This window comes from Streptomyces sp. NPDC022910, from assembly GCF_055561075.1.
In genome coordinates this window covers 1-17,136 of the sequence record NZ_JBVHHL010000015.1, presented here as the reverse complement: position 1 = coordinate 17,136, position 17,136 = coordinate 1, and the positions used below count along the sequence as shown (strand labels likewise).

Sequence of the window (17,136 nt, the reverse complement as noted above, 5' to 3'; positions counted from 1 at the left end):
GGGACCGGGTGCCTCCTGGAACGCCGGGAGCGGGCGCGTGCCCGTACGCGTGCCCGGGTACGGCGGAAGCGGTCGTGGGTCCCCATGTACGACCGCTTCCACGACCTCCTTCGCGTACCCGCTACCCCCGCCGCGCCCCGGCCCCCCGGTCCCGCCACGGCAGCTCCGCGGTGACGACCGTCGGGCCGCCCACCGGCGAATCGACGACGAACAGTCCGTCGACCGCGCCCAGCCGCTCCGCGAGCCCCGCCATACCGGTGCCGCCGTCGAGGCGGGCGCCGCCGCGGCCGTCGTCCCGCACCTGCATCAGCAGCCGTTCGTCCCTGCGCCAGACGTCGACCGAGGCGGCCCTCGCCCCGCTGTGCTTGCTGATGTTCTGCAGCAGCTCGGAGACCGTGAAGTAGGCGATGCCCTCGATCGCCGCGGCCGCTCTCGTCTCCAGGTCCACGGTCACCTTCACCGGCACGGTGCAGCGCGCGGCGACCGCCGACAGGGCCGCGTCCAGACCGCGGTCGGTCAGGACCGCCGGATGGATGCCCCGTGCGAGGTCCCGCAGCTCCTGCAGCGCCAGCTTCACCTCGCCGTGCGCCTCCTCGACCATCGCCGCCGCCGAGTCCGGGTCCTCGAGCAGCTTCTCCTTGGCCAGACCCAGCCCCATCGCCAGGTTCACCAGCCGGGCCTGAGCCCCGTCGTGCAGATCGCGCTCGATGCGCCGCAGATCCGCCGCCGCCGTGTCCACGACCACCCCGCGGTCGGACTCCAGCTCCGCGATGCGCCGCTCCAGTTCGTCGGAGGGGGACAGAAGTCCGCGCACCATCGCCCGGTCCACGTTCGTCAGCCCGCGCGCGAGGAACGGCAGAACCGGCCACAGGACGAACAGCGACACCAACGTCACCGTGAAGGTCGCGATCCCCCAGGGCAGCCGGATGAAGTCGTAGAGGACGGTCCGCCAGCCCACCGGGTCCTTCAGCGCCAGCCACAGTCGCCGGAGCCACCCGCCACCCCTGCGCAACGGCAGCGGGCTCGGCTCCTCCACCCGCACCCCGAGCAGGACCCTGGCCCGCGCCCGCTCCAGCTTGCCGAGCTGCCGCGCGCCCAGCAGCCCGGCCGCCAGCATCGGGAAGCCGATCACGGTCACCGTCAGGCCCGCCCCCGTGAACAGCACCGTCACCACATACGTGAAGCCCACCAGTGCCATGGGCAGATTCGCGAGCAGATGTGCGATCTCCCGCCAGGTGTACCCGTCCAGGGCGAGACGCGGCGGCGGACGCTCGCCGTCCGGGACGCCGGGGCTCGTGAAGGGTTCGGTCATATCTTCCGGCCTTGTTCGGTCATGTCCGCCAGCCTGCCAAGACGGTGCGCCGGGGCGCCATGAGGCGGACCGCCGCAGTGCACTGGGGCAAACCCCACCCCGGCGGTATCCGCCGATGCGTGAGCGGAGCCGCACCAGGGCCACGGGATCGGAACCACACGGCGAGTACCAGCGCGTCCCGAGGCGCGACGGGCTGCTTACCCTTTCTTTAGCAGGGCCTAGACTCCCGTGCGTACAGAACGTCGAACACAAGATTCACCAGGGTCACGAGGTCAGGGAGCGAGGGGCTGACGTGCCGGATCCGACCGCCGTCGTTGTCATGGCGGAGACCGGAAGCGCGAGGACCGCCGGGATCGCCGTCGCGGCGGGCTACTTCCAGTCCTACTCCGTCGTCGGGCTGCTCGCCGTCATCGGCGTGCTCTTCGTAGCCGTCGCCTTCGGCGCGGGCCGCCTGCTGCGCCCCGTTGTGCCCACGCCCGAAAAGCTTCTGACGTACGAGTGCGGCGTCGACCCCGTCGGCGAGGGCTGGGCGCATACACAGGTCCGCTACTACGTGTACGCGTTCCTGTACGTGATCTTCGCAGTCGACTCGATCTTCCTGTTCCCCTGGGCGACGGTCTTCGCCGCCCCCGGCTACGGCGCGACGACGCTCGTGGAGATGTTCATCTTCCTCGGCTTCCTGGCCGTGGGACTGCTGTACGCATACAAGAAGGGCGTCCTGGCATGGACGTGAACCCCTCGACTCCGCCGACTCCGGAGCCTGTGCTGCTGCCGGAGCCTGGGAGTCCCCCCGCCGAAGGCAGGGGGAGGCTCGGCACGCTGGCCCGCCTTGCGCCCGAGCCGATGAAGGTGGTCCTGAACTGGGGCCGCCGCTACTCCCTGTGGGTCTTCAACTTCGGCCTCGCCTGCTGCGCCATCGAGTTCATCGCCGCGTCGATGGCCCGCCACGACTTCATCCGGCTGGGCGTGATCCCGTTCGCACCCGGCCCGCGCCAGGCCGACCTGATGGTGGTGTCCGGCACGGTCACGGACAAGATGGCCCCGGCCATCAAACGCCTGTACGAGCAGATGCCCGAGCCGAAGTACGTCATCTCCTTCGGCGCGTGTTCGAACTGCGGCGGCCCCTACTGGGACTCGTACTCCGTCACCAAGGGTGTCGACCAGATCATCCCGGTGGACGTGTACGTCCCCGGCTGCCCGCCGCGCCCCGAGGCGCTGCTCCAGGGCATCCTCAAGCTTCAGGAGAAGATCGCGCGCGAGTCGCTCGGGGAGCGGTACGGCGCGACGCGGCCGTCCACGGGCGCCCTGCAGAGCGGCCTGGTCAAGCCGCCGTCCCCGACGTCGCTTCCGGGTACGTCGCAGGCCTCGGGTCCGGACGCGGGCTCGGGCACGGGCTCGGGGGTGGATCGATGACCACGGCCGGCTGGCTGCCCGCACCCGCCGAGGATCTCTTCGGCCCGGAGGCCACGGCCGAGGAGGCGTACGACGTCCTGACGGTCGACGTACCCCCGACGGGCTGGACCGAGGCGCTGCGGGTCGCCCGCGACGACCTGGGCTGCACGTACTTCGACTGGCTGAGCGCGGTCGACGAACCGGGCACGGGCCTGCGCGTCTCGGCCCATGTGGTGGCCCTGTCCCCGGTCCACCGCCTCCTGGTCCGCACCACGGTCCCGCACGAGGCTCCCGTCCTCCCCTCCGCCGTGGGCGTCTACGCGGGCGCCGCCTGGCACGAACGGGAGACCCACGAGATGTTCGGCGTCACCTTCGAGGGCCACCCGGGGCTGGACCACCTTCTCCTGCCCGACAGTTTCGAGGGCCACCCGCTGCGCAAGGACTTCGTCCTGGCCGCCCGGGTCGCCAAGGCCTGGCCCGGCGCGAAGGAACCGGGCGAGTCGGACCACGGCGGCCCCAAGCGCCGTCAGATGCTGCCCCCAGGCGTCCCCGACCCCAACGAGTGGGGCCCCCTCAAGGGCCAGCTTCCCCCTGCCCCCGCCCGCCCGGCACGAGCCGCGGGCCGCACGGCGGGTGATCGCCCTTCCCGAGCCGCGGGCCGTACGGGAGGTGACCGCCCGACCCGGCGCACCCGCACGGCAGCCGAGGGCTCGGCAAGTCAGGCTCCCGCCACGGGCGGGCCCACGGAAATCCCGATCGCACCCCGTCGGGCGAGGAGCGCGTCGGAGGGCTCGGTGTCCGAGCGGGGAGCGGAGACCGGCGGCGGCGCTGCGGCTCCGGCGGCGGGTCCGCGTCGAGCGCGGAGTGTGTCGGACGGTTCGGCTTCGCAGCGTGCGGCGGAGAGTGCGCAGGGCGCAGGGCAGAAGGGTGCTTCTCCGGCTCCGGCGGCTCCTGCGGCCGGTCCGCGTCGTGCGCGCAGCGCGTCCGAGGGTTCCGCCTCCCAACGTGCGGGTGCCAGGGAATCCGAGGACGCGGACGTCAGGCCCGCCGCCGCGCCGCGCAGCTCCGACGCCCCTTGGCATCACGCCCGCCCGGCCTTCGACCAGCCCGAGCCCGCTCCCGAACCGCCCGCCACGGCGGAGGCCGGGGCGAGAGCCGAGGGCGCCGCCGCAGGGGCGGAACCCGAGCAGGCGCCTGAAGCCGTACCGGCGCCTGAAGCCGAGGCCGCGTCTGAAGCCGAGGCCGCGCCTGAAGCCGAGGCCGAAGCGGTCGGAGGTGACGCCCGGCCCGGTGACGCCCGGCCCGGTGAAGCCCGGCCTCCTGAGTCTGCGAACCCCGACGCGACCCCCACCCCCGACGACCCCTCCGGAGGCACGCAGTGAACGGCGCTCTCGACGTCGCTCTGCGACTCCTCGTCGTGTTCGTCGTCTTCCTCACCTTCCCCCTGATCATCGGCCAGACCGAACACAAGGTCATGGCCCACATGCAGGGCCGCCTCGGCCCGATGTACGCCGGTGGCTTCCACGGCTGGGCCCAGCTCGTCGCCGACGGTGTGAAGTTCGCGCAGAAGGAGGACGTCGTCCCGGCGGGCGCGGACCGCCGCATCTTCCAGCTGGCCCCCGCCGTCGCGCTTCTCCCGTACCTCCTTGTCCTCCTCGCCATCCCGATCGGCCCGAGCGAGGGCGCCGTCGGTCAGGTCGTCGACGCGGGCATCTTCTTCGTGCTGGCCGTCATGGGCGTCGGCGTCCTCGGCTCGCTCATGGCCGGCTGGGCCTCCGCCAACAAGTTCTCCCTCCTCGGCGGCCTCCGCACCGCCGCCCAGCTGCTCGCCTACGAACTGCCGATGCTGCTCGCCGCCGCCTCGGTGGCGATGGCTGCGGGCACCGTCTCGCTCCCCGGCATCGTCGGCGCCTTCCATTGGTGGTGGGTGCCCTGGCAGATCGTCGGCGCGCTCGTCTTCTTCGTCGCCGGCCTCGCCGAGCTGCAACGCCCGCCCTTCGACATGCCTGTCGCCGACTCGGAGATCATCTTCGGTGCGTACACCGAGTACACCGGCCTCCGTTTCGCCCTGTTCCTCCTCGCCGAATACGCCGGAATCATCGTCCTGTGCGGTCTGACCACCGTCCTCTTCCTGGGCGGATGGCACGGCCCCTGGGGCGCCGACGGCCTCGGCTGGCTGTGGACGCTCCTGAAGACCGCGATTCTCGCCTTCGTGGTCATCTGGCTCCGCGTCACCTATCCCCGCCTGCGCGAGGACCAGCTCCAGAAGCTCTCCTGGACCCTCCTTGTCCCCCTGTCCCTCGCTCAGATCGCCGTCACCGGCATCGTCAAGGTGGTGATCTCCTAGTGTCCCGACCGTCGCCCGACCACCGCTCCTCAAAGACCCCCTCCGGGCGGCCCCGCCTGCCGATTCCTGGCTCCGGTCTCGCCAAGGGCCTGGCCGTCACCCTCCGCACGATGACGAAGAAGTCCGTCACCGAGCAGTACCCGGACACCCAGCCCGCCCTCCCGCCCCGCAGCCGCGGCGTCATCGGCCTGTTCGAGGAGAACTGCACGGTCTGCATGCTGTGCGCCCGCGAGTGCCCGGACTGGTGCATCTACATCGACTCCCACAAGGAGACGATCCCGGCTGCGGCCCCCGGCGGCCGCGAGCGCAGCCGCAACGTGCTCGACCGCTTCGCCATCGACTTCTCCCTCTGCATGTACTGCGGTATCTGCATCGAGGTCTGCCCCTTCGACGCCCTGTTCTGGTCCCCGGAGTTCGAGTACGCCGAGACGGACATCCGCGACCTCACCCACGAGCGCGACAAGCTCCGCGAGTGGATGTGGACCGTGCCGGCCCCGCCCGCCCTCGATCCCGGTGCCGAGGAACCCAAGGAGATCGCCGCGGCCCGCAAAACCGCCGAGAAACTGGCCGCCGCGCAGGCCGAGCCGACCGAGCCCGCCGGTCCGCAGGGAGGAGAGTCGTGAGCCTCGCCTCCGCTGTGGCGACCACGGCCGCCACCGAAACGCACGGCTTTCTCTCCCCGACCGGCGTGGAGATCGCCTTCCTCCTCGTCGGCCTGGTGACCTTCGGCGCCGCGCTCATCACCGTCACCACCAGGCAGCTGGTGCATGCCGCCCTGTGGCTCGTGGTGACCCTGGGTGGCCTCGCCGTCGAGTACCTCCTGCTCACCGCCGAGTTCATCGCGTGGATGCAGGTGCTCATCTACGTCGGTTCCGTCGTCGTCCTCCTCCTGTTCGGGCTGATGCTCACCAAGGCGCCTATCGGCCGCTCCCCGGACGCCGACTCCGGCAACCGCTGGGCGGCCCTCACCGTGGCCGTCGCCGCCGGGGCCGCCCTGGTCTGGGTGGTCGTCGACGCCTTCCGTACGACCTGGATCGATCTGGACGGCGCCGCATCCGGCTCCACCAAGGTCACCGGCGCGAGCCTGTTCCAGAGCTGGGTCCTTCCCTTCGAGGCCCTCTCCGTCCTCCTCCTCGCCGCCCTGGTCGGCGCGATCGTCCTTTCCCGCAAGGCGAAGGCGAACGAGGCGACCACCACCGCGAGTCCTCCGACCGTCCCGGGCACCCGGAGCGAGAAGGAAGGCATCCGCTGATGCACCTCGCCTATCCCGCCGTGCTCTCCGCCCTCCTCTTCTCGACGGGCCTGTACGGCGTCCTCGCCCGCCGCAACGCGATCCTCGTCCTGATGTCGGTCGAGCTGATGCTCAACGCCGTCAACCTCAACCTCGTCGCCTTCGACGTATGGCTGAGTAGGGCCGCCCGCGAAACGCTGCACTCCGGCCAGGCTCTGACTCTGTTCACCATCGCCATCGCCGCCGCCGAGATCGGGATCGGCCTGGCGATCGTCCTCGCCGTCTACCGCAACCGCGGCACCTCGGACATCGACCGACTCCGCGACACCGCCGAGGGCCACGAAAGCGACAGCCCCGCGGCTGAGAAGGCTGAGGCCACCGCGTGACCACGACCACCCTCGCCGTTCTCGTCCCCCTTCTTCCGTTCCTGGGCGCCGCGGCCGGCCTGCTGCTCGGTCGCACGGCCCCCGGCTTCGTCCGCCCGCTCGCCGTCCTGCCCAGCCTTGTCTCACTCGTGCTGGCCGTGCTGGTCGCCGCGGGTCAGGGCGGTGGACCGGCCATCGACTCCGCCACCGAGCTCACGCCCACCGGTTCGGTCCCGATCGAACTCGCCCTGCACATCGACGGCTTCGCCGCCCTCGTCGCCGTCCTGGTGGGCGTCGTCGCCTCCTGCGTGCAGATCTACTCCACGGGCTATCTGCGCGACGACCCGCGCTACCCCTCGTACGCCGCTCTCGTCTCCCTGTTCACCTCCGCGATGCTGCTGGTCGTCTACTCGGGCGACCTGATCGTGCTGCTGGTCGGCTGGGAAGTCATGGGCATCTGCTCCTACTTCCTGGTCGGCCACTATTGGGAGACCCCGGAGGCCCGCGCCGCCTCCATCAAGGCCTTCCTGGTGACCAAGCTCGGCGACGTCCCCTTCCTGATCGGACTGTTCGCGCTGGGCACCGACGCCGGCTCCTTCCGCCTCACGAAGGTCCTCGGCACCGTCGCGAGCGGCGGACTGCACTACCCGACCCTGATCGCCCTGCTGCTCCTGGCCGGAGTGGCGGGCAAGTCGGCGCAGTTCCCGCTGCACACCTGGCTCCCCGACGCGATGGCGGGCCCGACCCCCGTCTCCGCCCTGATCCACGCCGCGACCATGGTCGCCGCCGGTGTCTACTTCATCGCCCGTCTCCTCCCGGTCTTCGAGGCCTCCTCGGCCGCGATGCTGGTCCTCGCCGTCATGGCCGCCGTCACGATGGCCGGCTCGGCGCTCGCCGCGCTCGCCCAGGACGACATCAAGCGCGTCCTTGCGTACTCGACGGTCGGCCAGCTCGGTTACATGACCGGCGCGCTCGCCGTCGGTGACCGCGGCGCCGCCGTCTTCCACCTCCTGTCCCACGGCGCCTTCAAGGCGCTGCTGTTCCTCGCCGCCGGCGTGATCATCCACGCCGCCGGCACCAACTCGCTCGCCGCCATGTCCCGTATGAAGGACCTGCGCCTGCGTGTCCCCGACGCCTACTGGACGATGACCGTGGCGCTCCTCGCGCTCGCCGCGATTCCCCCCTTCGCCGGCTTCTTCTCCAAGGAGTCCGTCCTCGGCGCCGCCGAGCACGTCGCCACCGGCCACACCGAGCACGCACCCGTCGCCGCCGGCTGGATCGTCCTCGTCACCGGCCTGGTCACGGCCCTGCTCACCGCCGCATACGCGACCCGCCTGTGGCTGCTGGCCTTCCGTGGCCACGGCGTCGAGGCTCCCGACCACGGCAAGCAGCCCCTCGTCATGAACGCCGTGCTGTGGGTCCTCGCCGTCCCCTCGCTGGCGTTCGGACTCGCGTACGCGGTGCTGCCCGACTGGTTCGACGGCCGCACCCTGACGCCGACGCTCACCACCTCCGTCCTCGGTACGGGCCTCGCCCTGGTCGGCGGCCTCGTGACGTACGGCGCGTGGCGGCACACCACCGCGCTCGCGGCCCGCATACCGCTGGGTGCGGTCGCGGCCCACCCGGAGGCGGACGCCGGCCTGGTCGAGGCAGAGGCCATCGCGAGCCACGCTCCCGCGTACGGGGATGTGGCCTACGCACCCGACCCGGCGGATCCCGGCCGTCTCCTGCTCGGCCCACTGCACCGCCGTGCGGCCGTCGGCTTCCACTTGGACCGCGTGTACGACGTGCTCTTCGTCCGTCCGGCGCTGGCCGCGGCGAGCCTCGTCCGGTTCCTCGACCGCGAAGTCGTCGAGACGTACGTCCACGGCGCCGGAGCCCTACCCCGCCTGCTCGGGGCCGCCGTACGACGCGCCCAGACCGGCAATGTGCAGACCTATGTGAGCGCGCTGCTCGCCGGCACCGTCGTCCTGGCGGTGGCCGCCCTCCTCGTCGCCACGGGAGCGTGAGCAGGCGTGATCGATATCAGCGAGTCCGTGATGCAGTTCCTTCTTGCATTCATCGTCGTCGTGCCGCTCATCGGCGCGCTCACCGCTCTCCTGCCGGCCCCGCCCGGGCTGAAGGGGAAGTCGCCCGAGCAGGCCGTGCTCCGGCACGGTGTGACGGTCACCGGCGCCGTGCTCATCGCGGCGATCGCTCTCGCGCTCGGCTTCGACCACGGCCATCCGTCGAAGATGCAGGCCACGACCGACATCAGCTGGATCCCCGCGCTCGACGTGCGGATCCACCTCGGCATCGACGGCATCTCCCTCCCCCTTCTGGTCCTGACCGCGCTGCTGACCTTCCTCTGTGCCCTCTACTCCTACTTCAAAATGCCTGCGGGCCCGTCCCCGAAGGCCTTCGTCGCCCTGCTCCTCGTCCTCGAGGCCGGCACCCTCGCGACCTTCGCCGTCCTCGACCTGCTGCTCTTCTTCCTCGCCTTCGAGATGGTCCTCATCCCGATGTACTTCCTCATCGCCCGCTGGGGCGGTGAGGGGCGGACCCGTGCGGCCTGGAGGTTCATCCTCTTCACGCTGCTCGGCTCCGTCGTCATGCTGCTCGGCCTGCTCCTGATCGGACTCAAGGCGGGCACGTTCGACATGGTGGCACTCGCCACTGACAACGGCCGGTCACTCACCACATCCGTGCAGGTCATCGCGGTTTTGGCGATCGGAATCGGGCTCGCGGTCAAGACGCCGATGTGGCCGCTGCACAGCTGGCTGCCCGACGCCCACACCGCCGCGCCGACCGTCGGCTCGGTCCTGCTGGCCGGTGTCCTGCTGAAGATGGGTACGTACGGGTTCGTCCGGATCCTTCTGCCCATCGCGCCCAACGGCTTCCACACCTTCGCGCCCTACCTCGCCGCCTTCGCCGTCGTCGGGATCATCTACGGATCCCTCGCCTGCCTCGCCCTCGCCAAGCGGGGCGCCAAGGGCGACCTCAAGCGGCTCATCGCCTACTCGTCCGTCGGTCACATGGGTTTCGTCCTGCTCGGCATCGCCACGACGACCCCGACCGGCGTGAACGGCGCGCTGTTCGCCAACATCGCCCACGGCCTCATCACCGGCCTCCTCTTCTTCCTGGTCGGCGCACTGAAGGACCGCGCGGGCACCACCGATCTCGACACCCTCGCCGAGCAGACCGGCGCCGCCCTGTACGCCAAGGCGCCCCGCCTCGGCGGGCTGCTCGCCTTCGGCGCCGTCGCCTCCCTCGGACTGCCCGGCCTGGCCGGATTCTGGGGCGAGATGCTGGCGCTGTTCGGCGCTTTCAAGCCCGCCACCGACCTCAGCCGCCCGGCTTTCCTCGCCTTCATGGCTATCGCCGCGTTCGGCACACTGCTCACCGCCGCGTACATGCTCGTCGTTGTACGGCGCGTGTGCATGGGCGTCGTACCGCCGGAGGCCACGAAACTCGCCGACGTCCAGACATACGAATTCGCGGCCTGGACACCGCTCGTCGCCCTCACCGTCGTCGCCGGCCTGTGGCCCGGGGCCCTCCTCGGCCTGACCGACCCGGCCGTGCAACAGCTCCTCGCAGGAGGCACCCGATGAGCTCCCTCGTCCAGTCCGTCGACTGGCTGGCGATCGCGCCGCCCACCATCGCGGCCGTCGTTGCTCTCGTCGTCCTCGTCGCCGACCTCTTCCTGGGCGAGCAGAAGAAGGCCCTTCTCGGCTGGGTCTCCGTCGCAGGACTCGCCGCCGCCGCGCTCATGCTGCTGCCCCTCCTGGACGGCGACCGCGCCACCTTCTGCCTGGCGGGCGACCCGCACGTGTGCAGCTACACGGCGGACCGTTTCACCCTCGTCATCCAGTTCCTGGTCCTCGGCGGCGCCCTCCTCGCGGCCCTCCTGTCCGTCACCGCCCTGAAGGACGCCAACAGGCAGCTGCCCGAAGGGGAATTCTGGTTCCTGCTGCTCTCCTCGGCGGCCGGCGCCGCCCTGCTGCCCGCCTCCCGTGACCTGGCGACCCTCATCGTCGCCCTGGAGGTCGCCTCCCTGCCCGCCTTCGCCCTCGTCGGCATCCGATACGGCGACAAGAGGTCCTCCGAAGCAGCCCTGAAGTTCTTCCTGTCCTCTGTCACCGCGACCGCGGTGAGCCTCATGGGCATCAGCTTCGTGTACGCGTCCACGGGCACCCTCTACCTCACCCAGATCGCCGACCGGATCCAGCACGTGGACGGTCAGCTGCACGTGCTTGCCCAGACGGGTGTGGTCCTCACACTCGTCGGCTTCGCCTTCAAGACAGCCGCCGTCCCGTTCCACTTCTGGGTACCCGAGACATACGTCGGCGCGCCCCTGCCGGTCGCCGCCTACCTGTCGGTCGTCGGCAAGGCGGTCGGCTTCTCCGGCCTGATCCTGGTCACCGTCGTGGCCCTCCCGTCCTACTCCGGCGTATGGGGCCCGGCACTCGCCGCACTGGCCGCCCTCACCATGACCGTCGGCAACGTCGGCGCACTCCGGCAGCAAGCCACGCGCGCGTACAGCGCCGTACGCCTGCTGGCCTGGTCCTCCGTCGGCCAGGCCGGCTACCTCCTCGTGCCGATCGCCGCGGCGGCCTACTCCAAGGACGCCCAGAAGGCGATCGGCTCCACCGTGGCCTACGCACTGATGTACGCGGCGGTGAACCTCGGCGCGTTCGCCGTGGCCGCACTCGTGGGCCGTTCCAGGGCCCTGAACCGCATCACCGACTACCGCGGCCTGTACGCGTCGAACCCCCTCGCCGCCCTGTTCCTGGCGTTCTTCCTGCTCTGCCTGGCGGGCCTCCCGCCGGGCATCATCGGCCTCTTCGCGAAGGTCACCGTCTTCTCGGCGGCCGTCGACGCGGGGCTGGGCTGGCTTGCCGTGGTGATGGCCGTCAACGTGGTGATCGCGCTCTTCTACTACCTCCAGTGGACGGCCCTGCTCTTCCGCGCCCCCGAGGGCGAGCCCGAGAAGTACCGCGTCCCGGCCCCGCTCACGGCCGCCATCGCCCTGACCGCCGTCCTCGGCATCGCCCTCTCCGGAGCGCCCCAGCTCGTGCTCCGTTTCTCCGCCACCGGCCTCTTCTGACGGACGCCTGCACGCGCGCGGACACACCTGACCCTCCACGCGCGGGTGGGGAACTGCCGCGTCACCCGGACGGCCCACGCGCTCCGGTGCCGACACAAGGGAACTTGCGCTCCCCGCCTGGCGTTGACCAGTGCGGGAGGGTCCACTGAGAAGTGGAGTCAACAGCATTCGCAGACAAAGGGTTCCCCTGCCGCACCACTTGGAGGGCGTACCGTGCACCGCCGGCACAACGGGCTCAGGACCGCAGTACTCCTCGGGGGACTGTCCGCACTCATCATCCTGATCGGCAGCTTCTTCGGGCGTACGGGCCTGATCGTCGCGGTCGTCGTCGCACTCGGCACGAACGCGTACGCGTACTGGAACAGCGACAAACTGGCTCTACGCGCGATGCGTGCGCGACCGGTGAGCGAGTTCGAGGCCCCTGCGCTGTACCGCATGGTCCGCGAGCTCTCCAACCAGGCCCGCCAGCCCATGCCCCGCCTCTACATCTCGCCGACGGAGGCGCCGAACGCGTTCGCGACGGGCCGTAACCCGCGCAACGCGGCCGTGTGCTGCACCGAAGGCATCCTGCGCCTCCTCGACGAGCGTGAACTGCGTGGCGTCATCGGGCACGAGCTGAGCCATGTCTACAACCGCGACATCCTGATCTCGTCGGTCGCCGGGGCCCTCGCCTCGGTGATCATGTTCCTGGTGAACTTCGCCTGGCTGATCCCCGTCGGCCGCTCGGACGACGACGAGGGCCCCGGCATCCTCGGCATGCTGCTGATCTTGATCCTTGGCCCGCTCGCCGCGACCGTCATCCAGCTCGCCATCAGCCGCTCCAGGGAGTACCAGGCGGATGCCTCCGGCGCCCAGCTGACCGGCGACCCGCTCGCCCTAGCGAGCGCCCTGCGCAAGCTGGAGGTGGGTACCAAGCAGCTTCCCCTGCCGCCCGAGCCACGCATCGAGACGGCGAGCCACATGATGATCGCGAACCCCTTCCGTCCGGGTCAGGGACTCGCCAAGATGTTCTCCACTCACCCGCCGATGGCGGAGCGCATCGCCCGGCTCGAGCAGATGGCAGGTCGTCACCGGTGAAGGCAATCCTGAACGTCATCTGGCTCGTACTGAGCGGCTTCTGGCTGTTCCTGGGCTACCTGTTGGCGGGCGTGCTCCTGTGCATCACCATTCTCGGTATCCCGTTCGGCATAGCCGCGTTCCGTATCGGCCTCTACGCGCTGTGGCCCTTCGGCTATACGACGGTCGAGCGCCGCGACGCGGGCGCGCCCTCCTGCCTCGGCAATGTCCTGTGGCTGATCCTGGCGGGCTGGTGGCTGGCCCTCGCCCACATCGTCACGGGCATCGCCCTGTGCCTCACGATCATCGGCATCCCGTTCGGCATCGCCAACTTCAAGCTCATCCCGGTCTCACTGCTCCCTCTGGGCCGCGAAATCGTGCCCACGGACCAGCCGTTCGCGACACGCTGACCGCCGAGCCGGTCCGGGGTGGGAGCGCGGACCTCACGCATGAGAGGGCCGGGGCCGACGGTTGTCCACAGGCCGCCCGAGTGTCAGTGGCACGCTGCATCATGAACCCATGACCGAGAACGAGCAGTTGCTGGACAGGGTGGCGGAACAGGCCCGCAACGCCCGGCCATGGGGCTGGCCTTCGCTTCCCGAGCCCGTGGCGGAGGCCGTCCTCGGCCGCGCGGAGGCAGCCCTGGGCTTCTCCCTGCCCCCACTGCTCGCCGCGCTGTACCTGCGGATAGGAGATGGCGGATTCGGCCCCGAGTACGGCCTGTTGCCCCTGCTCGACAGCCCGCCGTCCAGCGAGCCCGCCGCCGTCCCGCAGTATTTCGCGAACCGCGAGAGCGGCCGCAAGGACCCCGACTGGGTCTGGCCCGAAGGCGTCCTGCCGATATCCCACTGGGGCTGCGGGATGTACGCCTGCGTGGACTGCCGCACCCCGCAGGGCACGGTCCTGCTCTACGAGCCGAACGCCGACGACGCAGACCACGCCTGGTACGTGGACGCCCCCGGCCTGGCTGACTGGCTGCAGGCCTGGCTCGACGGCACCGGCTGGTACGAGGAGTCCCATGACGGCGCGGACCTGCCGCCGTGGCCGGACTTCCCGATACGCACGGGCGCCGCGCGGGCCTCGTAGCCGGGCACGTTCGTGTGGCGTCGGCTGCGCGGGGGCCTTTGCCGGCGGCTACCGCGCGGCCATCCATCGCCGTACGCCGTACGCGACCGCCCCCAGGCCCACGACACCCGCGCCGACGCCCACCGAGACTCCCGGAAGCGCGAATGCCAGCGTGATGCACCCGAGGATCCCGACCGCCGGAACGACGCGCGATGCCGGCGCCGAGTCGAGCGTCCAGGCGGAGGCGTTGGCGATGGCGTAATACGCCAGCACCCCGAAGGAGGAGAAACCGATCGCGCCCCGCACGTCCACCGTTGCGGCGAGTGCAGCCACCACGACGCCCACGGACAGCTCGGCCCGGTGCGGCACCTGGAACCGCGGATGCACGGCCGCCAGTGCACCGGGCAGATGCCGGTCGCGCGCCATGGCCAGCGTCGTCCGTGAGACACCCAGGATGAGCGCCAGCAGCGAGCCCAGCGCGGCCACGGCGGCGCTTCCCCGCACCACCGGCGCGAGACCGGGTACGCCCGCCGCCCGTACCGCGTCGGCCAGTGGCGCCGCCGCGTTCCCGAGCCCACCTGCACCCAGCACGGAAAGGACAGCGACAGCCACCCCCGCGTACACCACCAGCGTGATGCCCAGGGCCAGCGGGATCGCGCGTGGGATGGTGCGCGCCGGATCGCGTACCTCCTCGCCGAGCGTGGCGATCCGTGCATACCCGGCGAACGCGAAGAACAGCAGCCCGGCCGCCTGCAGTACCCCGGCGCCGTCGGCGCCGCCGACATCCAGCCGTGCGGCGTCGGCCGCCGCGGACCCGAGACATACGACGACCACGGAAGCGAGGACAGCCAGGACCACTGCGACGATCACCCGGGTCAGCAGGGCCGACTTCTGCATGCCGCCATAGTTCACGGCGGTCAGCGCGACGACGGCCGTGACGGCCACGGCGTGCGCCTGCCCCGGCCAGACGTACGTGCCCACGGTGAGTGCCATCGCCGCGCAGGAAGCGGTCTTCCCGACGACGAACGACCAGCCGGCCAGATACCCCCAGAACGCTCCGAGCCGCTCACGCCCGTACACATACGTACCGCCTGAGGCGGGATAGAGGGCGGCCAGTCGCGCCGAGGACGCCGCGTTGCAGTAGGCGACCACGGCGGCGACCGCGAGCCCGATCAGCAGCCCGGACCCGGCCGCCCGCGCCGCAGGGGCCAGGGCCGCGAAAATCCCGGCCCCGACCATCGACCCGAGCCCGATGACGACGGCGTCTCCGACCCCGAGGGTCCGTCGTAGTCCCACGCCACCGGGCTGCTGTGCCCTGGACTGTGTCATGAGGCGAACCCTACTGATCCCTGCAACCGTGGCCGCAGCCGAGGCGTCCTCCCCGACAGCGACGGCCCGCACGAACGCAGGGTCGAGCGCGACCGACAGCAACACAAGCAGCGTCAACGCATGAACACAGCCTGGCCGGAGCAGGAGCACAGCACAGGCACAGCGCGGAGAGGCAGGTTCACGGCATGGGCATTGTCAGCTGGATCATTCTGGGCTTGTTGGCAGGCGCCATCGCCAAGTTCCTGCTGCCGGGCAAGGACCCCGGCGGGTTCATCGGGACCACTCTCATCGGCATCGCGGGTGCCTTCATCGGCGGCTGGATCTCCGCGCGCTGGCTGCACCACCCGGTCGCCAAGCAGTTCTATGACGGCGCCACCTGGGCGGCCGCTATCGGCGGCTCGCTGGTGCTGCTGATCATCTACCGCATCCTGTTCGGTGACTCACGCCGCTGAGCACCGCCTGAAGCCGCAGCCAGCAGCAGAAAGGGGTGGGCACCCCGGTCCGGGGTGCCCACCCTTCCTCGTACCGCTCGACGACCTACCGGTAGTTCACGAACTGCAGCGCGAAGTCGAAGTCCTTCCCCTTCAGAAGGGCGATCACGGCCTGGAGGTCGTCGCGGCTCTTCGAGCTGACGCGCAGCTCGTCGCCCTGCACCTGCGCCTTGATGCCCTTCGGACCCTCATCGCGGATGATCTTCGCGACTTTCTTCGCGTTGTCCTGGGAGATGCCCTCCTCGATCGACGCGAAGATTTTGTACTCCTTGCCGGACAGCTGCGGCTCACCGGCGTCGAGTGACTTCAGGGAGACCCCGCGCTTGACCAGCTTCGACTCGAAGACGTCGAGGATGGCCTTGACCCGGTCCTCGGAGTTGGCCTGCATCAGGATCTTGTCGCCGGACCAGGTGATAGAGGCGCCGACGTTCTTGAAGTCGTAGCGCTGCGAGATCTCCTTGGCGGCCTGGTTGAGGGCGTTGTCGACCTCCTGCCGCTCGACCTTCGAGACGATGTCGAAACTGGAGTCGGCCATGTCCTGTGGCTCCTTGTATCGGGTTGGATCGGGGTGCGTATCGGCGTGCGGGAGCGCGGCCGCCTGGCCCGGCGTCGATCCGGGTTGCATCCGGCTAAGCCTAGCCACCCGCTCCCCTCCGAGTGCCGATCTATTGGGTGGCGAAGCACCCCTGCGTATCAGGTATCGTTTACGTCGTTGCCAGGGAGCACCGCGGAAAAGCGGGTCCGAGGCAGCAACCCCGGCGGTGTGCCCGAGCGGCCAAAGGGAGCAGACTGTAAATCTGCCGGCTCAGCCTTCCCAGGTTCGAATCCTGGCGCCGCCACACGACCGAAAGGGTCTGTGTCCAGCAGCAATGCTGGACACAGACCCTTTCGTCGTTCCCGGGCGCGACCTGGTCGCTATGGGCGCTTTTTCCCAGTATGTCTCACCCTGATACGGGTGCTGACCAGTCCGTGTGGGGCAGGTGTGGGGCAGCTTTCGGCTCCCCTAGCTGCCGTTCTTTAGGACTCCTAGCAAAATGACCGGTCGTTTCCTTGGAATGACAGGCCGTCAGTCAACGTTGTGCCCACATCCGATGGATCGGGGTGGGTATGGGGCAGCGGAGGCCGTGGGAGGTCGAGGACGGGCTGTGGGAGCGGATCGCTCCGCTGCTGCCGGTAATCGAACGTCGCACCCGGTATCCGGGGCGCAAACGGCTGGATGACCGGCAGGTGCTCAACGGGATCCTGTTCGTGCTGTACACCGGGATCCCCTGGGAGTTCCTGCCGCAGGAGCTGGGCTACGGCTCGGGCAGTACGTGCTGGCGCAGGCTGCGGGACTGGCAGGAGGCCGGGGTGTGGCAGGCCCTGTTAGGACTCCTAGCAAAAAGAGGTCTTCAGTCGGCGCCAGCAGATGATGCTGCAGCCGAGGGTGAGGAAGGCTTCGTGGAGGTCGTCGCGGATCTCC

General features: G+C 70.2%; 18 protein-coding genes and 1 tRNA gene. 16 read left to right on the top strand and 3 right to left on the bottom strand.

Annotated elements, in window-relative coordinates:
* Positions 1-121 precede the first annotated feature (121 nt).
* On the bottom strand, positions 122-1,312 hold the full coding sequence (locus ACZ3TS_RS16750; RefSeq protein ID WP_467618390.1) for a sensor histidine kinase: 1,191 nt from the start codon (positions 1,310-1,312) through the stop codon (positions 122-124).
* 319 nt (positions 1,313-1,631) lie between these two features.
* Between ACZ3TS_RS16750 and ACZ3TS_RS16745 the strand changes: the two genes are divergently transcribed.
* From ACZ3TS_RS16745 to ACZ3TS_RS16685, 13 genes are all read left to right on the top strand, one after another.
* Entirely contained in the window at positions 1,632-2,045 is a 414-nt protein-coding gene (locus ACZ3TS_RS16745) for an NADH-quinone oxidoreductase subunit A (RefSeq protein WP_467618634.1), read from the top strand.
* A complete protein-coding gene (locus ACZ3TS_RS16740; protein WP_467618388.1) occupies positions 2,036-2,725 on the top strand; it encodes an NADH-quinone oxidoreductase subunit B in 690 nt (229 codons plus the stop codon). The genes ACZ3TS_RS16745 and ACZ3TS_RS16740 overlap by 10 nt, the downstream gene beginning before the upstream one ends.
* A complete protein-coding gene (locus ACZ3TS_RS16735; RefSeq protein ID WP_467618387.1) occupies positions 2,722-4,086 on the top strand; it encodes an NADH-quinone oxidoreductase subunit C in 1,365 nt (454 codons plus the stop codon). The genes ACZ3TS_RS16740 and ACZ3TS_RS16735 overlap by 4 nt, the downstream gene beginning before the upstream one ends.
* Positions 4,083-5,051, top strand: coding sequence for a complex I subunit 1/NuoH family protein (locus tag ACZ3TS_RS16730; protein ID WP_467618385.1), 969 nt, complete (start codon positions 4,083-4,085; stop codon positions 5,049-5,051). The genes ACZ3TS_RS16735 and ACZ3TS_RS16730 overlap by 4 nt, the downstream gene beginning before the upstream one ends.
* A gap of 110 nt (positions 5,052-5,161) precedes the next feature.
* A complete protein-coding gene (locus ACZ3TS_RS16725; protein WP_467618382.1) occupies positions 5,162-5,674 on the top strand; it encodes a 4Fe-4S binding protein in 513 nt (170 codons plus the stop codon).
* A complete protein-coding gene (locus ACZ3TS_RS16720; RefSeq protein ID WP_467618381.1) occupies positions 5,671-6,303 on the top strand; it encodes an NADH-quinone oxidoreductase subunit J family protein in 633 nt (210 codons plus the stop codon). The genes ACZ3TS_RS16725 and ACZ3TS_RS16720 overlap by 4 nt, the downstream gene beginning before the upstream one ends.
* Positions 6,303-6,668, top strand: a complete 366-nt coding sequence (nuoK, locus tag ACZ3TS_RS16715) for an NADH-quinone oxidoreductase subunit NuoK (protein ID WP_467618379.1) — start codon at positions 6,303-6,305, stop codon at positions 6,666-6,668. The genes ACZ3TS_RS16720 and nuoK overlap by 1 nt, the downstream gene beginning before the upstream one ends.
* Positions 6,665-8,656 carry an NADH-quinone oxidoreductase subunit 5 family protein gene (locus ACZ3TS_RS16710; protein ID WP_467618377.1) on the top strand — a complete coding sequence of 664 codons (1,992 nt, stop codon included), beginning with the start codon at positions 6,665-6,667 and terminating at the stop codon, positions 8,654-8,656. Before nuoK ends, ACZ3TS_RS16710 begins: the two co-directional genes overlap by 4 nt.
* Before the next feature lie 6 nt (positions 8,657-8,662).
* Complete coding sequence (locus ACZ3TS_RS16705; RefSeq protein ID WP_467618374.1) at positions 8,663-10,237, top strand: NADH-quinone oxidoreductase subunit M; 1,575 nt, start codon at positions 8,663-8,665, stop codon at positions 10,235-10,237.
* On the top strand, positions 10,234-11,733 hold the full coding sequence (locus ACZ3TS_RS16700) for an NADH-quinone oxidoreductase subunit N (RefSeq protein WP_467618372.1): 1,500 nt from the start codon (positions 10,234-10,236) through the stop codon (positions 11,731-11,733). The genes ACZ3TS_RS16705 and ACZ3TS_RS16700 overlap by 4 nt, the downstream gene beginning before the upstream one ends.
* Before the next feature lie 213 nt (positions 11,734-11,946).
* Positions 11,947-12,810: a zinc metalloprotease HtpX gene (gene htpX, locus ACZ3TS_RS16695; protein ID WP_467618369.1), complete on the top strand. Its 864-nt coding sequence runs from the start codon at positions 11,947-11,949 to the stop codon at positions 12,808-12,810.
* Positions 12,807-13,199 carry a YccF domain-containing protein gene (locus ACZ3TS_RS16690; RefSeq protein ID WP_467618367.1) on the top strand — a complete coding sequence of 131 codons (393 nt, stop codon included), beginning with the start codon at positions 12,807-12,809 and terminating at the stop codon, positions 13,197-13,199. Before htpX ends, ACZ3TS_RS16690 begins: the two co-directional genes overlap by 4 nt.
* A 109-nt stretch (positions 13,200-13,308) precedes the next feature.
* Positions 13,309-13,875, top strand: coding sequence for an SMI1/KNR4 family protein (locus ACZ3TS_RS16685; protein WP_467618365.1), 567 nt, complete (start codon positions 13,309-13,311; stop codon positions 13,873-13,875).
* A gap of 48 nt (positions 13,876-13,923) precedes the next feature.
* Here ACZ3TS_RS16685 and ACZ3TS_RS16680 read toward each other — a convergent pair whose 3' ends face one another.
* A complete protein-coding gene (locus tag ACZ3TS_RS16680; protein ID WP_467618362.1) occupies positions 13,924-15,183 on the bottom strand; it encodes an APC family permease in 1,260 nt (419 codons plus the stop codon).
* A gap of 185 nt (positions 15,184-15,368) precedes the next feature.
* On the opposite strand from ACZ3TS_RS16680, the gene ACZ3TS_RS16675 reads away from it, so the two are divergent.
* The gene (locus ACZ3TS_RS16675; RefSeq protein WP_467618360.1) at positions 15,369-15,635 is read left to right on the top strand and encodes a GlsB/YeaQ/YmgE family stress response membrane protein; all 267 of its coding nucleotides are present in this window, start codon (positions 15,369-15,371) and stop codon (positions 15,633-15,635) included.
* A gap of 85 nt (positions 15,636-15,720) precedes the next feature.
* On the opposite strand, the gene ACZ3TS_RS16670 is transcribed toward ACZ3TS_RS16675, so the two are convergent.
* Positions 15,721-16,209, bottom strand: a complete 489-nt coding sequence (locus ACZ3TS_RS16670) for a YajQ family cyclic di-GMP-binding protein (protein WP_467618358.1) — start codon at positions 16,207-16,209, stop codon at positions 15,721-15,723.
* A 222-nt stretch (positions 16,210-16,431) separates the two neighbouring features.
* Between ACZ3TS_RS16670 and ACZ3TS_RS16665 the strand changes: the two genes are divergently transcribed.
* Both ACZ3TS_RS16665 and ACZ3TS_RS16660 read left to right on the top strand, forming a co-directional pair.
* Positions 16,432-16,513: transfer RNA gene (locus ACZ3TS_RS16665), tRNA-Tyr, on the top strand.
* A 268-nt stretch (positions 16,514-16,781) separates the two neighbouring features.
* A partial coding sequence (locus ACZ3TS_RS16660) for a transposase (RefSeq protein WP_467618356.1) occupies positions 16,782-17,136 on the top strand: 355 nt, incomplete at its 3' end.

What these genes read in the sequence shown, in the direction of transcription:
- ACZ3TS_RS16750 (WP_467618390.1), bottom strand. Translation starts at nt 1,312, where the DNA reads ATGACCGAACCCTTCACGAGCCCCGGCGTCCCGGACGGCGAGCGTCCG.
- ACZ3TS_RS16745 (WP_467618634.1), top strand. Translation starts at nt 1,632, where the DNA reads ATGGCGGAGACCGGAAGCGCGAGGACCGCCGGGATCGCCGTCGCGGCG.
- ACZ3TS_RS16740 (WP_467618388.1), top strand. Translation starts at nt 2,036, where the DNA reads ATGGACGTGAACCCCTCGACTCCGCCGACTCCGGAGCCTGTGCTGCTG.
- ACZ3TS_RS16735 (WP_467618387.1), top strand. Translation starts at nt 2,722, where the DNA reads ATGACCACGGCCGGCTGGCTGCCCGCACCCGCCGAGGATCTCTTCGGC.
- ACZ3TS_RS16725 (WP_467618382.1), top strand. Translation starts at nt 5,162, where the DNA reads ATGACGAAGAAGTCCGTCACCGAGCAGTACCCGGACACCCAGCCCGCC.
- nuoK (WP_467618379.1), top strand. Translation starts at nt 6,303, where the DNA reads ATGCACCTCGCCTATCCCGCCGTGCTCTCCGCCCTCCTCTTCTCGACG.
- ACZ3TS_RS16700 (WP_467618372.1), top strand. Translation starts at nt 10,234, where the DNA reads ATGAGCTCCCTCGTCCAGTCCGTCGACTGGCTGGCGATCGCGCCGCCC.
- ACZ3TS_RS16685 (WP_467618365.1), top strand. Translation starts at nt 13,309, where the DNA reads ATGACCGAGAACGAGCAGTTGCTGGACAGGGTGGCGGAACAGGCCCGC.
- ACZ3TS_RS16680 (WP_467618362.1), bottom strand. Translation starts at nt 15,183, where the DNA reads ATGACACAGTCCAGGGCACAGCAGCCCGGTGGCGTGGGACTACGACGG.
- ACZ3TS_RS16675 (WP_467618360.1), top strand. Translation starts at nt 15,369, where the DNA reads ATGGGCATTGTCAGCTGGATCATTCTGGGCTTGTTGGCAGGCGCCATC.
- ACZ3TS_RS16670 (WP_467618358.1), bottom strand. Translation starts at nt 16,209, where the DNA reads ATGGCCGACTCCAGTTTCGACATCGTCTCGAAGGTCGAGCGGCAGGAG.